Below are 17,170 nucleotides of genomic sequence, written 5' to 3'. Positions count from 1 at the left end.
CGGGCTGGTAAAGGTAATAAATTACATGAACATTCGTACGCTATTGATTGAAAAAGCCATCGCGGCAATGACGGGGGCAGGCTTACCTGCAGATACCAACCCTGCAGTCACACAAAGCACTCGCCCACAATTTGGTGATTACCAAATCAATGGTGCAATGGGCGCAGCTAAAAAAATGAAAAGCAACCCGCGCGAGCTTGCACAAAAAATAATAGATCATTTAGATGTAAGTGATATTGCAGAAAAAACGGAGATCGCGGGTCCTGGTTTTATTAATATTCACTTAAAGCCTGAGTTTTTAGCGCAAAGTTTAAAAGCGGCAAATCAAGATGAAAAACTGGCTGTTGCAGAGCATGCACAGCCACAAAAAGTTGTGGTTGATTACTCATCTCCTAACTTAGCTAAAGAAATGCACGTAGGGCATTTACGTTCAACGATCATTGGTGATGCAGTAGTACGTGCGCTTGAGTTTCGTGGTGACACTGTTATTCGCCAAAATCACATGGGCGATTGGGGTACGCAGTTTGGTATGTTGATTGCGCATTTAGAAGATCAAATAAGCCAAGGTGTTGATCTTGATACTGTTGCGTTAGCTGATTTAGAAACTTTCTATCGCGATGCTAAAAAGCGTTTTGACGACGAAGAAGGTTTTGCTGATAAAGCCCGTGACTACGTAGTAAAACTACAAGGCGGCGACGCTCATTGTGAAAAACTGTGGAAGCTGTTTATCGCAACATCTGTAAAGCATTCTGAAGAAGTTTATAAACGCTTAAATGTAACGCTTACGCCAGACGATATAATGGCTGAAAGCGCTTATAACAGTGAGCTTAATAACATTATTGCGTTATTAAAAGATAAAAATATTGCGGTTGAGTCACAAGGCGCACAGGTAGTTTTTTTAGATGAGCTGGCAAATAAAGATGGTGAGCCATCTGTATTTATCGTACAAAAATCAGGTGGCGGTTTCTTATACGCAACCACCGATTTAGCAGCTTGTGATTACCGTTCAAACAAGTTGGGTGCAGCACGTATCCTAATTTTTGTTGATGCACGCCAAAGCTTACACTTTAATCAAGTAGAGCTTACAGCACGCAAAGCCGGTTTACTTCGTGATGAGACTAGCTACGAATTTTGCCCTTTCGGCACCATGATGGGTGAAGATGGCAAACCATTTAAAACCCGTACTGGTGGCACAGTAAAATTAGCCGATTTACTTGAAGAATCAATTGTTCGTGCAACAGCAAAACTTGCTGAGCGTGAATCAGATTTAAGCGACGCTGAGCGCAGTGAAATTGCCCGTAAAGTTGGTATTGGCGCAGTTAAATACGCTGATTTATCTAAAAATCGTACCAGTGATTATATTTTCAACTGGGATACCATGCTCAGCTTTGAAGGCGCAACTGCACCTTACTTACAATACGCTTATACTCGCGTACGTAGCATTTTCCGTAAATCAGGTGTAGATGCTGCAAACCTAAATGCTGAAATAGTCATTGTTGAGCAACAAGAAAAAGCTCTAGCACTTAAATTGCTACAATTAGAAGAAGTGCTTGATCAAATGATCAATGAGGCAACACCGCACGTATTGTGTAGTTACTTATACGAACTTGCTAGCCTATACATGACATTCTACGAAGCCTGCTCAGTACTTAAAGAAGGTGTAGAGCCAAGTGTACGCGACAGCCGTTTAGTGTTGTGTAATTTAGTGGCAGATACACTGCGTACAGGGTTGGATCTGTTAGGCATTGAAGTCATGGAGCAAATGTAACCACCGTCGTATTTTAACCTAATACTGCGTTGTCCACTCGATTGACCCTAATTACATACAACACGTATGCTCATAGGGCTCAATCGAATGTCCGCCTTGTTTTAGGCTAAATTACTTAGGTGGATTCTGCTGCTTGTAGGTTGGGTTGAGTGTTACGAAACCCAAAAATGCTAAGTCACATACAAAATACGTATGCTCCTTGGCATAAATAAACTCATTGCCTTGCTAGCGCTCCTACACTTGCAGATAATTTTAGGTGCTAGGTGCTAGGTGCTAGGTGCTAGGTGCTAGGTGCTAGGTGTAGCTTGACACTGAGCTGCAATTGCTTAATTTTGTAGCTGATAGCTGATAGCTGATAGCTGATAGCTGATAGCTGATAGCTGATAGCTGATAGCTGATAGCTGATAGCTGATAAAGAAGGATTTGATATGAAACTCGAAGATATTCGTCGTGAATACCTGCAAGATGCGCTTAGCGAAGACAACTTGCTTGATTGCCCATTTAAGCAGTTTGAAAAGTGGCTCGATAATGCTGTAACGGCTAATTTATCAGATCCTACAGCTATGGTCGTGGCGACGGTTGATGAAACAGGGCAACCATCGCAACGCATTGTATTGTTAAAGCATCTTGATGATGACGGTTTTGTATTTTTTACCAATACCGGCTCACGTAAAGCACAAGAGCTAAAAGGTAATAACAAAATATCATTGCATTTCCCGTGGCACACCATGGAACGCCAAGTGATTGTATACGGTGAAGCTAAACCATTGCCAACCGCAGCGGTTGCCAAGTACTTTTTATCACGCCCTAAAGAGAGTCAGCTTGCTGCATGGGCGTCTGCACAAAGTCGGCCTGTGTCATCACGAAAAGTATTAATGGAAACCTTTGCGAATATGAAAAATAAATTTGCGAAAGGTCAGATCCCTTTACCTGATTTTTGGGGCGGATACTGTGTTGTGCCAACTAAAATAGAGTTTTGGCAAGGCGGGGCGCATCGCTTGCACGATCGCTTTATGTATCAACGCCAAGCTGACAACAGCTGGCAAGTAACGCGTTTAAACCCATAACCAGTTATGGCGTTTATTGATTCCCACTGCCACTTAGATTTTGCTGAATTTGACGCCACGCGCGAACAACTCATTCGGCAAAGTTTAGAACTGGGAATTAATCATTTTATTGTGCCGGGTGTTAGCTTGGCACAATCTTATTCACTCACCTCTTTTGCTAAACAATACCCGAGCGTATACATTGCCATTGGTTTGCACCCTTATTTTATGGCTGAACACCGTGATGAGCATTTAGATGAACTTAACAAACTGGCTCACAAGCATAAAGATCAGTTAGTCGCTATTGGTGAATGTGGGATCGATCGTAGTATCGAAAATATAGCAAAGCAAACACAAATATTTGAATATCAAATTGAACTTGCTAATCAACTGGAACTCCCACTGATTGTACATCATCGGCAAAGTCATGATTTAATTGCGCAATCATTTAAGCGCTGTAAGCCTAAATACGGTGGTGTTATTCATGCTTTTTCAGGCTCATTACAACAAGCAAATTCATACATTAAGTTGGGCTTTAAACTTGGGGTAGGCGGGGTAATTACGTATGAGCGCGCGCAAAAAACACGTCACGTTATTGCTCAAATAGCGCCAGAGCATTTATTACTTGAAACGGATGCACCATCAATGCCGCTTGCGGGCTTTCAGGGGCAGCACAATACACCACTGCAATTACCATTAGTGTTTGATAAGCTTTGTCAGTTAAAACAAGTCACATCATTAAATAGGAATGATCTAAAACAACGCCTTTATGACTCGTGCTCAGCACTTTTTCGAATATAACGATTAACCTGCCAACGTTTTAAACCGCGCCCTAGTTGCCATGTAAAAATACAGGTTATAACCAGCATCAATAATACTTGGCGGCCTAAGTCATGAAAGTGGCTGTGGCTTTGTGCTATCGATGATCGCGTTAAATACGTAATGGATACAAAGCCAAGGGGGCGGTCATCATCGCTAATAACTGGTTCAACAAAGGGGGTTTTAAGTTTACTTATACCGGGAGTGGAATCTGGTAATTTACCTAATAAATGATGCGTTTGCCAATTAGCGCTGTTTGCAATAAGCACTCCTTGGTGATCATAAATCATTGCCGCAAGCACAAATTCGTCCTTACTAATATTATTGCAAAGCGCGTTTAGTGCGGGTTTATTTTTTTCAAGTAATGGGGTTTTTGCATTAAGCGCCATGAAGCGAGTTAAGCTTTTAGCGGTACTGTCGGCACTGTCATAAAGTAACTGATGGCTTTGAAAACTACTATTTATTGCAACCCAGCTCAACAGTAAAAAACATGCAGCAGCCAGACTCAAACGAACTAAGCGTTGCCTTTGAGATGCAGAAATAGGGTTTTTAAGATGGTTATTTTTCATAGTCACCGCTTGCGCTGCTGACAGCTTTTGCTTTTGATGTTACAACTAAGCCTAACTATAACCTTAAATCCCCCTCAATGGCGAATTTACTCTTAAGTCGCAGTTGAGACATTAGTATCATTATGGAGTCATCATGACATTGGAGCGCTTTGCGACCCTAACATCTGAGCAAGTGGCAATGCAGTTTTCGTTAGGACAATGGTATCGCGATCAGGGTGCGTTAGTAGAACAAACCAGCGCAGTGATTAATTCACAGGGAACATTCAGTATCGCCTTTGCAGGTAATTTTGATGGGCAAAAGCTCGTTAGTATTGCGGCTTTCTTAACTCAACATGGCTTTATTGTTAGTGCTGTATGTCGTTACCAGCCTGATCAAAAATTAACGCCTGCATGGTGCTTTTATAGTGATAAAAGCCAATTGACCATTAATCCGTTGTTATTAAATGAGTTTGCTCATCCGTTAGGTTTTCAGCTAGTACAAGTTAGCAAGCCACCTAGCTTAATACAGCCTGGTTTATTGGTTATGGATATGGATTCAACTGCTATTACTATTGAATGCATTGATGAAATAGCGCGCCTTGCAAATGTGTACGATGATGTTGCGGCGGTAACAGCGCAAGCAATGGCTGGAAAGTTAGATTTTAGCGAAAGCTTACATCAGCGCGTTGCCAAACTTACAGGTATTAAACAAAGCTTAATTGATGAACTTAAAAATAATTTACCTTTAATGCCCGGCATTCAAGCGCTATGCAAAGTGCTAAAACAACATAACTGGTATTTAGCAATTGCCTCTGGTGGTTTTGTGCCTTTTGCAGAGCAAGTACAAAGCATACTTGATTTGGATGAAGTGCATGCCAACGTATTGGAGTTTAAAGATAATCAGCTCACCGGCAAAGTACTTGGAACTATTGTTGATGCACAGCAAAAAGCGGTGGTGTTGACTAAACTACAACAGCAATTAAATTTGCCTGTACAGCAAACGGTTGCCATTGGCGATGGCGCGAATGACTTAACCATGATGGCTGCGGCAGGTTTAGGTGTAGCAGTACATGGTAAGCCAAAGGTGGTTGAGCAAGCTCAAGCTGCAATTTGCCAAGGATCGCTATTACAAATATTATACCTTTTGACGATCCCTGAGCTTAAGTTAAACGCTTAAGCCAAATTTGTTTGCGCTTATTCATTTGCTCTATTAGCTCAGCTGTAAAATCCAAGTGGCTGAGCGTTTCATCAGTTACATCTACCATGTCGCCAACACCTGCAACTGACCATAGCGCTTCCTCAAGATCTTTAGCTTTATGAAGCGCATATTGGCTCACGTATTTAAGCTCGTTTGATAAGTAATCTGTATCAGGGCGGCCAGTGCGAGAAATATATAAACGCATAACGAATACTAATTCAGATTTTAAGCCTTTCTTTAAAAATAAGTGCAAAGGTGAAAAGTTATCATCAGCAACACACTGGCTTTTAACGGCTTCTTGAAGTGTCGATTTTTTAGGATCAAAGCGAATAAACAGCGTAAATTGTAGCGGGGGATCTTGGCGACTACGATCTTTAATTAACGGAGTAATAATATCGGTAATTTGCTCTGTTGATAAAAAGGGATCAATTGTTGTGGTGTCATTAAGCAAACCGTAATTTTGTAAAATAGTATGCAGTGAGCTTGGGTATAGCCCATGACCAATTGCCCCTGTTTTGAAGTGCGCGGCTTCTTTATGCAAATAAAATGGGAATTGGCATACACTTTTAGTGACCATGTTTCTAAGCGCTGTAGACAAACCTGGAATTTTTGGCGCTTCTTCAGATACTTTTAGCTTATCTTTATTATTTTCAATTAACTGCGTGAAAAACTTTACACCCATATGCGGTAAATCAGCTATCCGCGTTGCTTTTAAATTAATTGTAGTAAGCGACTTACTTACAGCCATAACTTCATATTTCAATGCTGAAAGTTGGTATTTTTTAGTGATCTTTTGCAGCTCAGGCATGCTTAATTCAACAACATCACCTTTATTAAAGCTAACGGGTTGCTGGCACTCAATCTGTAGTCCCATGACCGAAAAATCGCGACTATGCGCTGTATAAACTTGCTCATCAGGCAAAGTGATCAAGATATCTGTTTTATAAAGGTAGCGCTTATGTGCGCGTAAATTTACATATTCTAAATCAACGGTTTCGAGCTTTGGCGGCGCTTTATGCTTACCATGACCAAAGCGCTTTAACTGATTTACCAAGCTTTTGTCATAACTAAAAGTTTGATAATGCGTTTGTTCAGTTTTAGTCCCTACAGACGTTAAAATCACTAAGTACTTAACGTCTTTCACCATCCCTTGCACGCGAGGAGTGGGGGGCTTATTTAATTTTTCGATGTCTTTGCCAGCGGTATTTGGCAAACTTAAAGGGATAAATGAATCATCGGGATGACTGGGCATCAGCTGTACTTTAAAGCATTGCCAGCTTTCTTTTTGACTGCCAAAACCAAAGAACAGCTGTTTTAATTCAGGTTCAGTGGCAAGCTCTGAGCGGGTTGCTGAATAATAATAAACTTTACCGCCAACAACATGGGTAAACGTATATAAATATTCTTCTTTTACTGGAGATGGGTCACTCAGTAATAAGTTTATCCGTTGTTGATTTAATATTGTGTATAAACAAGATAGTTTTCGCTCATCGCAGAAATAGCGCTGGATAAAAATATTATTTTCAGTGGTAAGCACTAAACTCGGGTATATTTTATCATCATGCTGGCTGAAGAAAGTAAATAAAGAAGTAACACGGGGAATATAATATTGCTCATAACCTTTAGATACAACAGCATCTAAAGTGTTATCTAAATTTACTTTATAGCGGCGTTTATTTCCATGGATAAAGCTTTCTAAGAATCCATCAAACTTTTCATTATTTTCAACAAATGTTCTTTTTAGGCGAATATGGTTAAAGTCAGCAGAAACTTTTTCAACGGCAACAACTTCGTATTGAATACCATTTTTTAAACCAAGTTCAAAATCTTGCTCAAGACCAACTAGCCGTAAGCCAAGTATTTGTCCTCGTTTGACATGGTAGCGAGGTGCGAGTTTTATTTTGGCGCCGCTTAACGATATATCAGACGTCGTGGCCGCAACCGTATTGCTTTTTTCAAGCTCAACAGTGATTTTAATTGAGTAATTCATCCGCTCTTCGCGGCGGCTCTCATAGGATGCAAACTTGATAACCTGACAATCAAAGTTCTGCTCTTCTTGATGCTCAGGCTGCTGGGCTAATTGTGCCGCTTTTTTTTGCATCACCCGATGGTTATTATCAGTATTCATTACGGCTTCATAAACAGCAAGCGTATAACCACCATGTCGTTCAATTGCTTTTTCAAACACTTCTATGGCTGTTTCATCCATAAAGTGCTGTTTACCTTCATATTCAAAAGGTTTTACTTGGCCTGTTACTTGGCCTCGTAAATCAATAAACCGGGCGATTGGTTGCGAAAGGCGAGACATTTCCATCTTGATCAAAAATTGCTCAGGCTTGGTTAAGCCCGCGGTTTTCGATTTAAAGATCGAGTCAAATTTGGAGTTACCTAAATATGATTTAAGTTCATCAACTAAACTTTCATATTTAAATAGTATGTCATCAGTCATTTATAAAACCATCACCGTCTATTCTAAAAAGTTGGTATACTATTGCGTTATAAATACGTTTATCTTAATGCATTATTACGACAATTTAAGTGTAGCGAGTATCCATCTTTAAGTTTTTATTATTATGAGATTGCCAAATTAATGACTGTTACTTCCAATTGCTTTAGTAACAAAATACTAAAGCAAAAAGCGTGCCCTAAAGCAAAAGTAACAAAATAGCTTTAATTATACTCCGATTGTGGCGCTGAATTGCGCTATTGGCAAGGGCAATGTTCGATGTTAAGGCAACGAAATAGTAAAATAAGCACCTAATCATAAATGAGTTTACTCAATATGCTTAGGGAGAATGAGCAAAAAGTTAGCAAAGTAGGCACTGTAAATGGCAAAAGCGGCAAAAATAGAATTTGTTTGTACCGAGTGCGGTATGAATTACCAGCGTTGGCAGGGGCAATGCCGTTGTGGGGCATGGAATACCTTAGCTGAATTCAAACCCTCTGCGGGGCAAAGTAAAAAAGCAGCTACACGAGCAGTTGTGGGTGGTTACGCTGGTGGTGTTGGTGGTGGCTCTAAAAAAATTAATGACATAACAACCACAGAGGCCGAAAAACAACTTACCGGTATTGGCGAGCTTGATCGTGTGTTATCGGGTGGTGTTACCACCGGTTCTGTAAATATTATCTCTGGCGACCCTGGGGCTGGTAAAACAACATTATTATCTGACTTAGTTGCGCGCATGTCACAGCGCATGCCTTCGCTATACTGTACCGCAGAAGAGTCACTGTCACAGTTTAAAAATCGTGTTAACCGCTTAAAGCTTGATTACAACCCTGATGAACTGTACTTATTATCAGAAACCAGTGTTGAAACCATTATCGAAGAGCTTGAAAAAAATAAGATTAAGTTTGCTGTTATCGACTCAATTCAAGCGGTTGTGACCGATAACGCAAATGGCAGCCCGGGTTCTCCATCACAAGTAAAAAGTGCCGCCCAAGCGTTAACGCAATACTGCAAGCAAAACGACGTTACTATGTTTATCATTGCCCACGTTAATAAAAATAACGAAATTGCAGGCCCGCAAACACTAGTTCACATTGTTGATGCATTACTGCATATAGACACAAACGATGGTCAAATACGCACCTTGCGCGCGAATAAAAACCGTTTTGGCGACATTGATACCGTGGGTATTTTTAGAATGTGCGAACGCGGCATGTTGAGCGTTGATAACCCTAGTGAAATATTTTTATCAGGTTCCAGCACTGACTCCCCTGGTTCAACGATCACCTGTATCCGTAAAGGCAATCGTAATCTGTTACTCGAAATACAATGCTTAACTACTGAAACAGAGGCCGAGTTTCCACAGCGAGTATGTGTTGGTTTGAATATGAATCGGATTAAAATGCTGACCGGTATTTTACGTAAGCACACTAAAACAAAGATATTTCACGATACGTTTTTTAACATTGTTGGTGGCCTACGCATCGATGAAACAGAAACCTGTATTGATTTAGCGCTAGTAACAGCATTACTCAGCAGCTTAAATGAGTTTGTTGTGCCGCGTACCACTTGCATAATGGGCGAGCTGAGTTTAAATGGTGATGTACGCCCAATAGACAGTGGCGTGCCCCGCGTTAAAGAAGCTGCCCAGCATGGTTTTACCGAAATATTTATTCCATTTCGCAATTACCATAAATCAATGGAAGGGCTGGGCGCTAAAATAACGCCAGTAAAAACAGTGCACGAATTACTTAGTTTAATAAATTAAGAGGGTATTTTTGTTACAATTACCAATAACGTCAGCTTACTTATAAATGCTATTGTAAGCACAAATTAATGATTAAAAAGAACAGTAATAAGGAAATAAAATGAAAAAATTAGCGATTGTTGCAGCTGTTGTTGCACTAGCTGTGGGTGGTGCAAGCTACGCAAACTATGCGCTTACCAAAGAAGTAAAAACAGAAGTAGATCGTCAGCTTGCTTTATTAGCTAAGCAAACAGGTTCAACTGCAACCTATGAAACATTATCAGCAAGTGTGTTTTCACAAAGTGTTGAATTATCAGGTGTTGAAATCAAAGGTTTTGATAACGAAAGTATTGCGCAAATAAGCAGTATTACAGTTGCAGGTTACGAGGTTGATAAAATAGCACCGCGTACAGAGCTGTCATTAAAAGGCTTTAAATTTAGTGATGCGTTTGTAGCGCAACTACCAAATGATGCAAATAACCAACTTGCCTCAGCAAGTTACGATTTACACACGCTAATGAACTACGACGAAAACTCTGGCGACAGCGATATTGCTTTTTCGCTCAACGCAAACCAGATTGTTGCGCTTAACTTTGATCTAGGTTTAGCTAAATCAAAAGCACTAATGGAAGCTTCACTAGCAATGGGTAAAATGCAACAAGCGCAAGGCACACAGGCGTTGCCGCTTGAGCAGCAATTACAGCAACAAACTTTATTAATGCAAGCTATCTCAGAACTTGAGCCTCGTAGTATTGAAATTAAACTTAATAACGAAGGCGAGTTTAAAGCCCTTATTGAACAAGTATTAAGCAAGCAAGGCATGACGCTAGAACAAATGCAGCAAATGGTTGAAATGCAGCTACAGCAAGCCCCTGTTAGTGACGAGCTTGCACAGGCAATTAGAGACTTCACACAAGGTTTAGGTTCATTAACAGTGTCAGCCAGTTTACCCGCAGGGCAAACAATGACAGAGATTAATCAGCAAATATTTACTTTGATGGGCCAACCAAACGAGCTAGCAGAGTTTATAAATTTAAAAGCGAAAGGTGAATAGATCGCAGAGTTATAAAAAGCTGTAAGTTGTAAGCGCGAGTATATCTCGCGCTTTTTTTAATATTTAATTTCTAAATTAAAATGCTCGTTTTTAACTCCACGCATACCTATGATAGATTAGCGCATAACGAAGTTTATTTTATTCAGAATATGGGATTGAAGAATACGGCTTATTATAAATACCGAAGGCACAATAATTGCTATTTTCCCAAGTACCGTCAGTATATAAAACCCTAGTAACACAAGCATTAGCATCAGCTAAAAACTCACCAAAACGGCCATTTTCATTAAATGTACAATATGATGACGTGCCGCATCGCCAAGTCCCTGAGTTAGATGCACTGTAACTCCAAGTAACCTCCTGGATAGGTCTATCACTAACAAACCTAAACGCAACACCTGGGCGAGGCGAATTTGTTGTGCTTGAACAATGATCAACTGAATACTCTTGCTGTGTAGGTGTGCCGTTTATCATACATTCAACATGTGCAGCTAAAGTCGAACCGCTATAGCCTAGTGAAAGTAAAGCCGTGGCAATAATTAACTTTTTCATCCATTTATCTCCTTGTTTATTAAAGTTCTATATTTATTGCATTTTTGTATCATAATGTAAATGGTTTTTGTTCTTCTTATTGGTTCTTGAGGGTGGAACCATCATTTTTTAGTATTGATTATGTGCTAATTAAAATCGGGTGTGAATACGTTTTCAATGTTGCCTTGTTTTCTTTAAGTTTTTGTATTTTATTGTTTTAAATTGAATTTTGGCTCGTGATTAAAACAACCTGGATTTCATAAATAGCTAGGTGAAGGCCTTGTGATAGGTGTGTTTTTTATAGGGAATAAATTTGTTAATTACTTGTGGTTTTGGCTGGTTTTTTGTACTGATATGTTAGAGGTAAAGTGAATATGTGTTAGGTTTTATGTTCAAAATGTAGGGGCACTATAAATGCGATTGATTTGAAAGAGTAAGTGCTTTATCACATATATAAAAGATAAGGCGTTTAAATAAAGACCGTTAACCTTATTTTTTGTGCTTTCTTCTTCGTTTAATAAAGCCTGTGACTATACTTAGCTTAAAGCTGAGCAATGCCTACTAATTAGGTTTTATAATAAAAATTGGTGAAATTAATGAAAACGATTGGACTTTTAGGTGGAATGAGTTGGGAGTCAACCTCAAGCTACTACACATTAATTAATCAAGGCGTTAAAGCTAGGCTTGGTGGCTTGCATTGCGCTAAGATTTTTCTACACAGTGTTAATTTCGATGATATTGAAAAGCTTCAACATGAAGGTAATTGGCAAGAAACAGCTAAAATATTGACGAGTGCAGCTAAATCAATCGAGCAAGCGGGCGCTGATTTTTTAATGATTTGTACCAATACGATGCATAAAGTGGCACCTGATATTGAGCGAGAGCTATCGATTCCAATTTTGCACATCGTTGATGCAACAGCGCAATTTTTATTGCGTGATAATATTAGTAAAGTAGGGTTGTTAGGTACGCGGTTTACAATGGAGCAAGACTTTTATAAAGGACGTATCACCGATAAGTTCGCAATTGATGTGGTTGTGCCCAATAAAGCGGATCAACAAATTGTGCATGATGTTATTTATAATGAATTGTGCCAAGGAACGATTAACCCACAATCTAAAGTTAAATACATAAATATTATTAACGCGCTTGCTAGAGAAGGTGCTCAAGCAGTGATCCTTGGCTGCACAGAAATAGCTTTGCTCGTACAGCAATGCGATACAGATATTATCTTATACGATACAACACAAATACATGCAACTTTGGGTGTAGAGCTGGCATTGGCTGAATAGGTAAGCTAATCGATATTTTAATGAGACCCTTAGCTAGAACGCCTTAATATTTAGCGTTTAATCTGCTTAGGTATAAAAGAGGATGTTTATGCAAGCTAAATATGAATGGAGGAAAAAAGAGAAAGCGCTGTACCTTCCAAAAAATCAACCTGAAATAATAGATGTGCCTGAGTTCAAGTTTATTACAATCGAAGGCACAGGCAGTCCGGCAAAAAGCATATTCACTGAAAAAATTGGCGCTTTATATTCGTTAGTCTATACGATAAAAATGACACTAAAGAAAATGGATGTGACACCAAAGGGTTATTATGACTTTACGGTATATCCTCTGGAGGGCGTTTGGGGCATTAATGAAGCTGCAAAAGCGAACTTTACCGGTGAGATCAACAAAGACGACTTTGTATATAAATTGATGATACGCCAACCCGATTTTGTGGATGAATACTTCTTTAAAGAAATGCTTGAAGTGGCAAAAGCAAAGAAGAAAAATCCATTATTAGCGCAGCTAAATTTTGAACGTTCGCCTTAAGGTCTTTGCGTACAAATGTTGCATTTAGGCATTTTTGAAGATGAATCAATCAGCTTTAAAAAAATGGAAGAGTTTGCAAAAAATGCAGGCATTGGGCGGCAATCCAAAATACATCGGGAGATATATCTGAGTGATCCCCGTAAAGTTGCACCTGAAAAACTTAAAACAGTATTGAGGTTTCAAGCGCAACGAATATAAAATGTTTAGGTAAAAGCGAAGCCCTAATCGTTGTTTTTAAGTTATTACGGCAGATAAATGGCCAGTCTCACTTGTCACTAATAACAAAGTGTATGTTATAGGTCATTCCTTCACTAACTCGGCCATAAGTTTATTGCGCTGTTCTTTGTTCAGTTAAACTCAAGCGTTTATGTGAGCTGTAAACATGTTGTTGTGAATTATTTAAAATTAGGAATGCATCAATTTCTACAGAGAATAACGACGATAATGGATTAATTTCTAGCACGCCATAATCACCTAAGTTTGCACATACGAGTGCTATTTTACCATTTGCGAACAAGCTAAAATCGTGATCACGTAAATCACCGTCAACATATAATTTTACGCCGCGCATCCAAGAATTAACGACTTTAATAGTGTGACCTTTAACTTTAAATAAAAACTCTTTTCTCATAGTGAGATACCATTTTTTTTAACGTTTAACGAACCTGTAGAACCACTCGTTTTGAATTTGTTTTTTGTTAGTGTATCAGCGATAGGGGAGTTCCTATTTTGATACAAATATCGAGTGAAATAATAAACTGAATGACGGTTTAGATCAAATTGCAGACGGTTAATAATTATGATGTCTGAAGTCAGGGTTTGACCCCTTTGGTTTTCAAATATTGCATTTAGGCATTTTTGAAGACGAACCAATCAGCTTTAAAAAATGGAAGAGTTTGCAAAAAATGCAGGCATTTAGCGCCAATCCAAAATACATAGGGAGATATATCGAAGTGATCCTCGTAAAGTTGTACCTGAAAAGCTTAAAATAGCATTGAGGTTTCAAGTACTTCGAACATAAAATGCTTAGGTAAAAGCCAAGCCCTAATCGTTATTTTTAAGTTACTGGGTTTAATTGTCATTCTGATAGCGAAGTGGCATTTTTTAATCACTCAAAAGTATCAATTGCGAAAGGTTATTAAATGAAAATAGTTATATTTTTTATCATATTGGTTGTTTCTTTCAACGTTTTTTCAGACATGAAAATAAGCACTCCTTATGTCAGTATTATCAACTTAATAAGTTCTCCAGATGAATATAATAAAGTCGAAATTAAGGTTGCTGGGTACTTCCTCAAAACAGAAGAAGGTAATTTTTTATGCCTAAATATGGCTTCTTGCTTTAGTCGAGGTAAAGAAAGAATCAGTATTAGAGGTTTATCTGATCTCGATGTATTAAAAATTAATAATTGCCATATCGGCCTCACAGGTAAATACCTCTCATTGAATAAAGCAGCCCAAGGTCACTGGCCACTTATTGGGTTTATGGATGTTACAAGGGAATATTCAATGTCTTTTTATAATGGCTACGAAATTGTTAATAATTCATGTGAGCTATTTAATCAATTTCAAAAGATTAAGTATCCAAAAGAGAAAAGGTAACGTAAATGTAAGTAGCTCGTTTTTAGTGTTCACAGTGGTCTTGTTTTGCGGCATTTCTTTATGATAAGCCTATTAATTAATAGACGGGGAATTGGCGGCTTTTACTCCATCATGAATATAAAAGAGAGGTGAAAATGGAAAATATGAGGCATTATATACCCAAGCCACCTCAAGATGCAGAATTCAGCGTTCCACAGGCGCTTAATATCAAGGCGTTACTTTGCAATAATGGTCGTCCCTTTTAAGAAGTAACAACGTAGAGAGTAAGCGCCTGTGAAACGCCCAGAGGGTTGGTTTAAAAGCGATTTATACTGCGTTATTGATTTGAACAATAGAACCACTATTATTTGCAATCAATGCCTTGCCTAAATCGCTTTTAACTCCAACGACGCTCGCATTTTGAGGTGGCTTGGGTATAATTTTGATTTTATGCAAAATAACGTTTTGTTTTACCAATACTTAACACATCACTAATGGCTTAACTACTATGAACTCAGCATTAAAAAATACAATGCGAACATTTATACATTCGGTCTCAGTCATGTGCGGTGCGCTGTTACTGACAAGTTGTGTGAGTTGGATTGCACCCACTGTTAAATCTGAGTTGATAGCGCTTCAAGCAGGTGAATATCAGCTAGATAATCAACATGCTGCATTAATATTTAAAATCCAACATTTAGGGTTATCAACCTATGTAGGACGTTTTAATCAATTTGATGCACAACTGAACTTTGATCCTAATAATATGGCTGTCGCGTCATTAAACGCAGTGGTGGATATTAGCTCTATCGATATTAATAATACTGAGTTAGCAGAAACCTTACAAAATAACACTTGGTTTAACAGTGAACGCTTTCCACAAGCATCATTTACTAGTCACACCGTTACGGTTGTATCTGATACCAGTTTTAATTTCTCAGGCGATTTAACGCTTAGAGGCGTTACTAAACCAGTGACGTTTAAAGCCACATTTCACGGTGGAGCAGACAACTGGATGACAGGGAAATACACCATTGGTTTTAGCGCGGTAGGTCAAATAAAACGTTCTGACTTTGGTATGGACAGTTATATACCGATTGTTGGGGATCACATTGATTTAGAAGTTTATGCGGAATTTCTTAATGTTGGCAAGCAGTAAGAATAAAGTAGGTAGCTGCTAAATCGTCAAGAGTGAAATGTGTAAACTGCATGTCGTAGATAGTCGCTTAAATGAATAATTTCAATAAAATCAAGCTGGATTTCTTCATTATGTTTAATGCTCTGCTCAGGTTTTGAAAGACGATTGCTAATCTAAATAAAAGCCGTGCTTAACTTAACAGGCACGGCTTTTATGCTTTTCGCTTACAGCTTAGCTTTTAGTGCAAAATTCTCGCTCTAATCGTTCCCTCTACTGCACTTAATTCTTTAAGTGCGACTTCAGAGTGATCGGTATCCACATCTATTACAACATAACCAATGGCTTCGTCTGTTTGTAAGTATTGCGCGGCGATGTTGATGCCGTGCTGGGCAAACGCTTGGTTAATTTGTGTTAGTACACCAGGGCGATTGTGGTGTACGTGTAATAAGCGGCTACGATTTGCAAGCTCTGGTAGCGATACTTCTGGGAAGTTAACAGCAGTAATTGTTGAGCCGTTATCTGAATATTTCGCTAATTTACCGGCAACTTCAATGCCGATATTTTCTTGTGCTTCTTGTGTTGAACCACCAATGTGCGGTGTTAAAATCACGTTGTCGAATTCACGCAGTGGCGAGATAAATTCATCTGCGTTAGATTTTGGTTCAACAGGGAATACATCAATGGCTGCGCCACTTAACTTTTTCTCTGTAAGGGCTTCGGCTAGGGCGTCAATATCAACCACAGTACCGCGAGAGGCGTTGATTAATATTGCGCCTTGCTTCATTACTGAAAGCTCAGCTGTGCCAATAAGGTTTTTGGTTTGCGGTGTTTCTGGTACGTGTAGGCTTATAACATCGGCGCGTTGTAATAATTGCGTTAAGTTATGCACTTGCTTGGCATTACCTAGGCTTAGTTTGTCTTCGATGTCAAAAAACTCAACATTCATGCCGATATTTTCAGCCATAATACCCAGTTGAGTACCGATGTGGCCGTAACCAATAATACCGAGTGTTTTACCTCTTGCTTCAAATGAGCCATTGGCCGTTTTTAACCAGCCGCCACGGTGTGCAATGGCGTTACGCTCAGGAATACCACGGAACAACAGGAGTATTTCACCTAGTACAAGTTCAGCAACAGAGCGAGTGTTAGAAAACGGCGCGTTGAATACTGCAATACCGCGCTGGCGGGCTGCATTTAAATCAACCTGATTGGTGCCGATACAAAAACAGCCTATCGCAACGAGTTTATCTGCGGCTTCTAAAACAGCTTCTGAGATATGAGTACGAGAACGAAGGCCGACAAAATGCACATCTTTAATACGCTCAATTAGCTCATCTTCAGGTAACGATGTTTTTACGTAATCAATGTTGCTGTAACCATTACGTTTAAGTGTTTCAACTGCACTTTGGTGCACACCTTCAAGCAAGAGAATTTTAATTTTGTCTTTTGCTAACGATACCTTACTCATATCCTC

At 39.1% G+C, this 17,170-nt stretch carries 16 protein-coding genes; 11 read left to right on the top strand and 5 right to left on the bottom strand.

Going from position 1 to position 17,170, the window contains the following annotated elements:
* Positions 1 to 25 precede the first annotated feature (25 nt).
* The 3 genes from argS to HJP15_RS03400 all read left to right on the top strand — a co-directional run bounded on the left by argS (position 26) and on the right by HJP15_RS03400 (position 3,615).
* Positions 26 to 1,768 (top strand): arginine--tRNA ligase, encoded by a 1,743-nt coding sequence (gene argS / locus HJP15_RS03410; protein ID WP_170173079.1) that lies wholly within the window; start codon positions 26 to 28, stop codon positions 1,766 to 1,768.
* A gap of 428 nt (positions 1,769 to 2,196) precedes the next feature.
* Positions 2,197 to 2,835: a pyridoxamine 5'-phosphate oxidase gene (gene pdxH, locus HJP15_RS03405; protein WP_170173078.1), complete on the top strand. Its 639-nt coding sequence runs from the start codon at positions 2,197 to 2,199 to the stop codon at positions 2,833 to 2,835.
* Between the two features lie 6 nt (positions 2,836 to 2,841).
* The gene (locus HJP15_RS03400; RefSeq protein WP_170173077.1) at positions 2,842 to 3,615 is read left to right on the top strand and encodes a TatD family hydrolase; all 774 of its coding nucleotides are present in this window, start codon (positions 2,842 to 2,844) and stop codon (positions 3,613 to 3,615) included.
* Here HJP15_RS03400 and HJP15_RS03395 read toward each other — a convergent pair.
* Positions 3,582 to 4,202, bottom strand: a complete 621-nt coding sequence (locus HJP15_RS03395; RefSeq protein ID WP_054204208.1) for an AhpA/YtjB family protein — start codon at positions 4,200 to 4,202, stop codon at positions 3,582 to 3,584. The genes HJP15_RS03400 and HJP15_RS03395 overlap by 34 nt on opposite strands.
* 133 nt (positions 4,203 to 4,335) lie before the next feature.
* Between HJP15_RS03395 and serB the strand changes: the two genes are divergently transcribed.
* Positions 4,336 to 5,358, top strand: coding sequence for a phosphoserine phosphatase SerB (gene serB / locus HJP15_RS03390; protein WP_054204207.1), 1,023 nt, complete (start codon positions 4,336 to 4,338; stop codon positions 5,356 to 5,358).
* Here serB and HJP15_RS03385 read toward each other — a convergent pair.
* Entirely contained in the window at positions 5,342 to 7,828 is a 2,487-nt protein-coding gene (locus tag HJP15_RS03385; RefSeq protein WP_170173076.1) for a PilZ domain-containing protein, read from the bottom strand. The genes serB and HJP15_RS03385 overlap by 17 nt on opposite strands.
* 379 nt (positions 7,829 to 8,207) lie before the next feature.
* On the opposite strand from HJP15_RS03385, the gene radA reads away from it, so the two are divergent.
* Together radA and HJP15_RS03375 are read left to right on the top strand one after the other, a co-directional pair.
* Positions 8,208 to 9,593, top strand: a complete 1,386-nt coding sequence (radA, locus tag HJP15_RS03380) for a DNA repair protein RadA (RefSeq protein ID WP_054204205.1) — start codon at positions 8,208 to 8,210, stop codon at positions 9,591 to 9,593.
* Between the two features lie 100 nt (positions 9,594 to 9,693).
* Entirely contained in the window at positions 9,694 to 10,626 is a 933-nt protein-coding gene (locus HJP15_RS03375; RefSeq protein WP_054204204.1) for an aq_1923 C-terminal domain, read from the top strand.
* A gap of 138 nt (positions 10,627 to 10,764) precedes the next feature.
* On the opposite strand, the gene HJP15_RS03370 is transcribed toward HJP15_RS03375, so the two are convergent.
* On the bottom strand, positions 10,765 to 11,178 hold the full coding sequence (locus HJP15_RS03370) for a hypothetical protein (RefSeq protein ID WP_054204203.1): 414 nt from the start codon (positions 11,176 to 11,178) through the stop codon (positions 10,765 to 10,767).
* Positions 11,179 to 11,753: 575 nt separating this feature from the next.
* On the opposite strand from HJP15_RS03370, the gene HJP15_RS03365 reads away from it, so the two are divergent.
* From HJP15_RS03365 to HJP15_RS22270, 3 genes are all read left to right on the top strand, one after another.
* Positions 11,754 to 12,449 (top strand): aspartate/glutamate racemase family protein, encoded by a 696-nt coding sequence (locus HJP15_RS03365; RefSeq protein ID WP_054204202.1) that lies wholly within the window; start codon positions 11,754 to 11,756, stop codon positions 12,447 to 12,449.
* A gap of 88 nt (positions 12,450 to 12,537) precedes the next feature.
* Positions 12,538 to 12,978, top strand: coding sequence for a hypothetical protein (locus tag HJP15_RS03360; RefSeq protein WP_331458692.1), 441 nt, complete (start codon positions 12,538 to 12,540; stop codon positions 12,976 to 12,978).
* Between the two features lie 15 nt (positions 12,979 to 12,993).
* The gene (locus HJP15_RS22270; protein ID WP_331458691.1) at positions 12,994 to 13,176 is read left to right on the top strand and encodes a hypothetical protein; all 183 of its coding nucleotides are present in this window, start codon (positions 12,994 to 12,996) and stop codon (positions 13,174 to 13,176) included.
* Between the two features lie 130 nt (positions 13,177 to 13,306).
* Here the strand turns inward: HJP15_RS22270 and HJP15_RS03355 are convergent, their stop codons facing one another.
* On the bottom strand, positions 13,307 to 13,609 hold the full coding sequence (locus HJP15_RS03355; protein ID WP_054204201.1) for a hypothetical protein: 303 nt from the start codon (positions 13,607 to 13,609) through the stop codon (positions 13,307 to 13,309).
* Positions 13,610 to 14,120: 511 nt separating this feature from the next.
* Between HJP15_RS03355 and HJP15_RS03350 the strand changes: the two genes are divergently transcribed.
* Both HJP15_RS03350 and HJP15_RS03345 read left to right on the top strand, forming a co-directional pair.
* The gene (locus HJP15_RS03350; protein ID WP_054204200.1) at positions 14,121 to 14,579 is read left to right on the top strand and encodes a hypothetical protein; all 459 of its coding nucleotides are present in this window, start codon (positions 14,121 to 14,123) and stop codon (positions 14,577 to 14,579) included.
* Positions 14,580 to 15,066: 487 nt separating this feature from the next.
* A complete protein-coding gene (locus tag HJP15_RS03345; protein ID WP_082379012.1) occupies positions 15,067 to 15,717 on the top strand; it encodes a YceI family protein in 651 nt (216 codons plus the stop codon).
* A 217-nt stretch (positions 15,718 to 15,934) separates the two neighbouring features.
* On the opposite strand, the gene serA is transcribed toward HJP15_RS03345, so the two are convergent.
* A complete protein-coding gene (gene serA / locus HJP15_RS03340) occupies positions 15,935 to 17,164 on the bottom strand; it encodes a phosphoglycerate dehydrogenase (RefSeq protein WP_054204199.1) in 1,230 nt (409 codons plus the stop codon).
* Positions 17,165 to 17,170 lie beyond the last annotated feature (6 nt).

The sequence above is a fragment of the Pseudoalteromonas sp. NEC-BIFX-2020_002 genome, from assembly GCF_013002825.1.
GTDB classification, from domain to species: Bacteria; Pseudomonadota; Gammaproteobacteria; order Enterobacterales; family Alteromonadaceae; genus Pseudoalteromonas; species Pseudoalteromonas neustonica.
The sequence above is the reverse complement of the archived record's forward strand: the minus strand, read 5'-3'. Positions and strand labels throughout refer to the sequence as shown.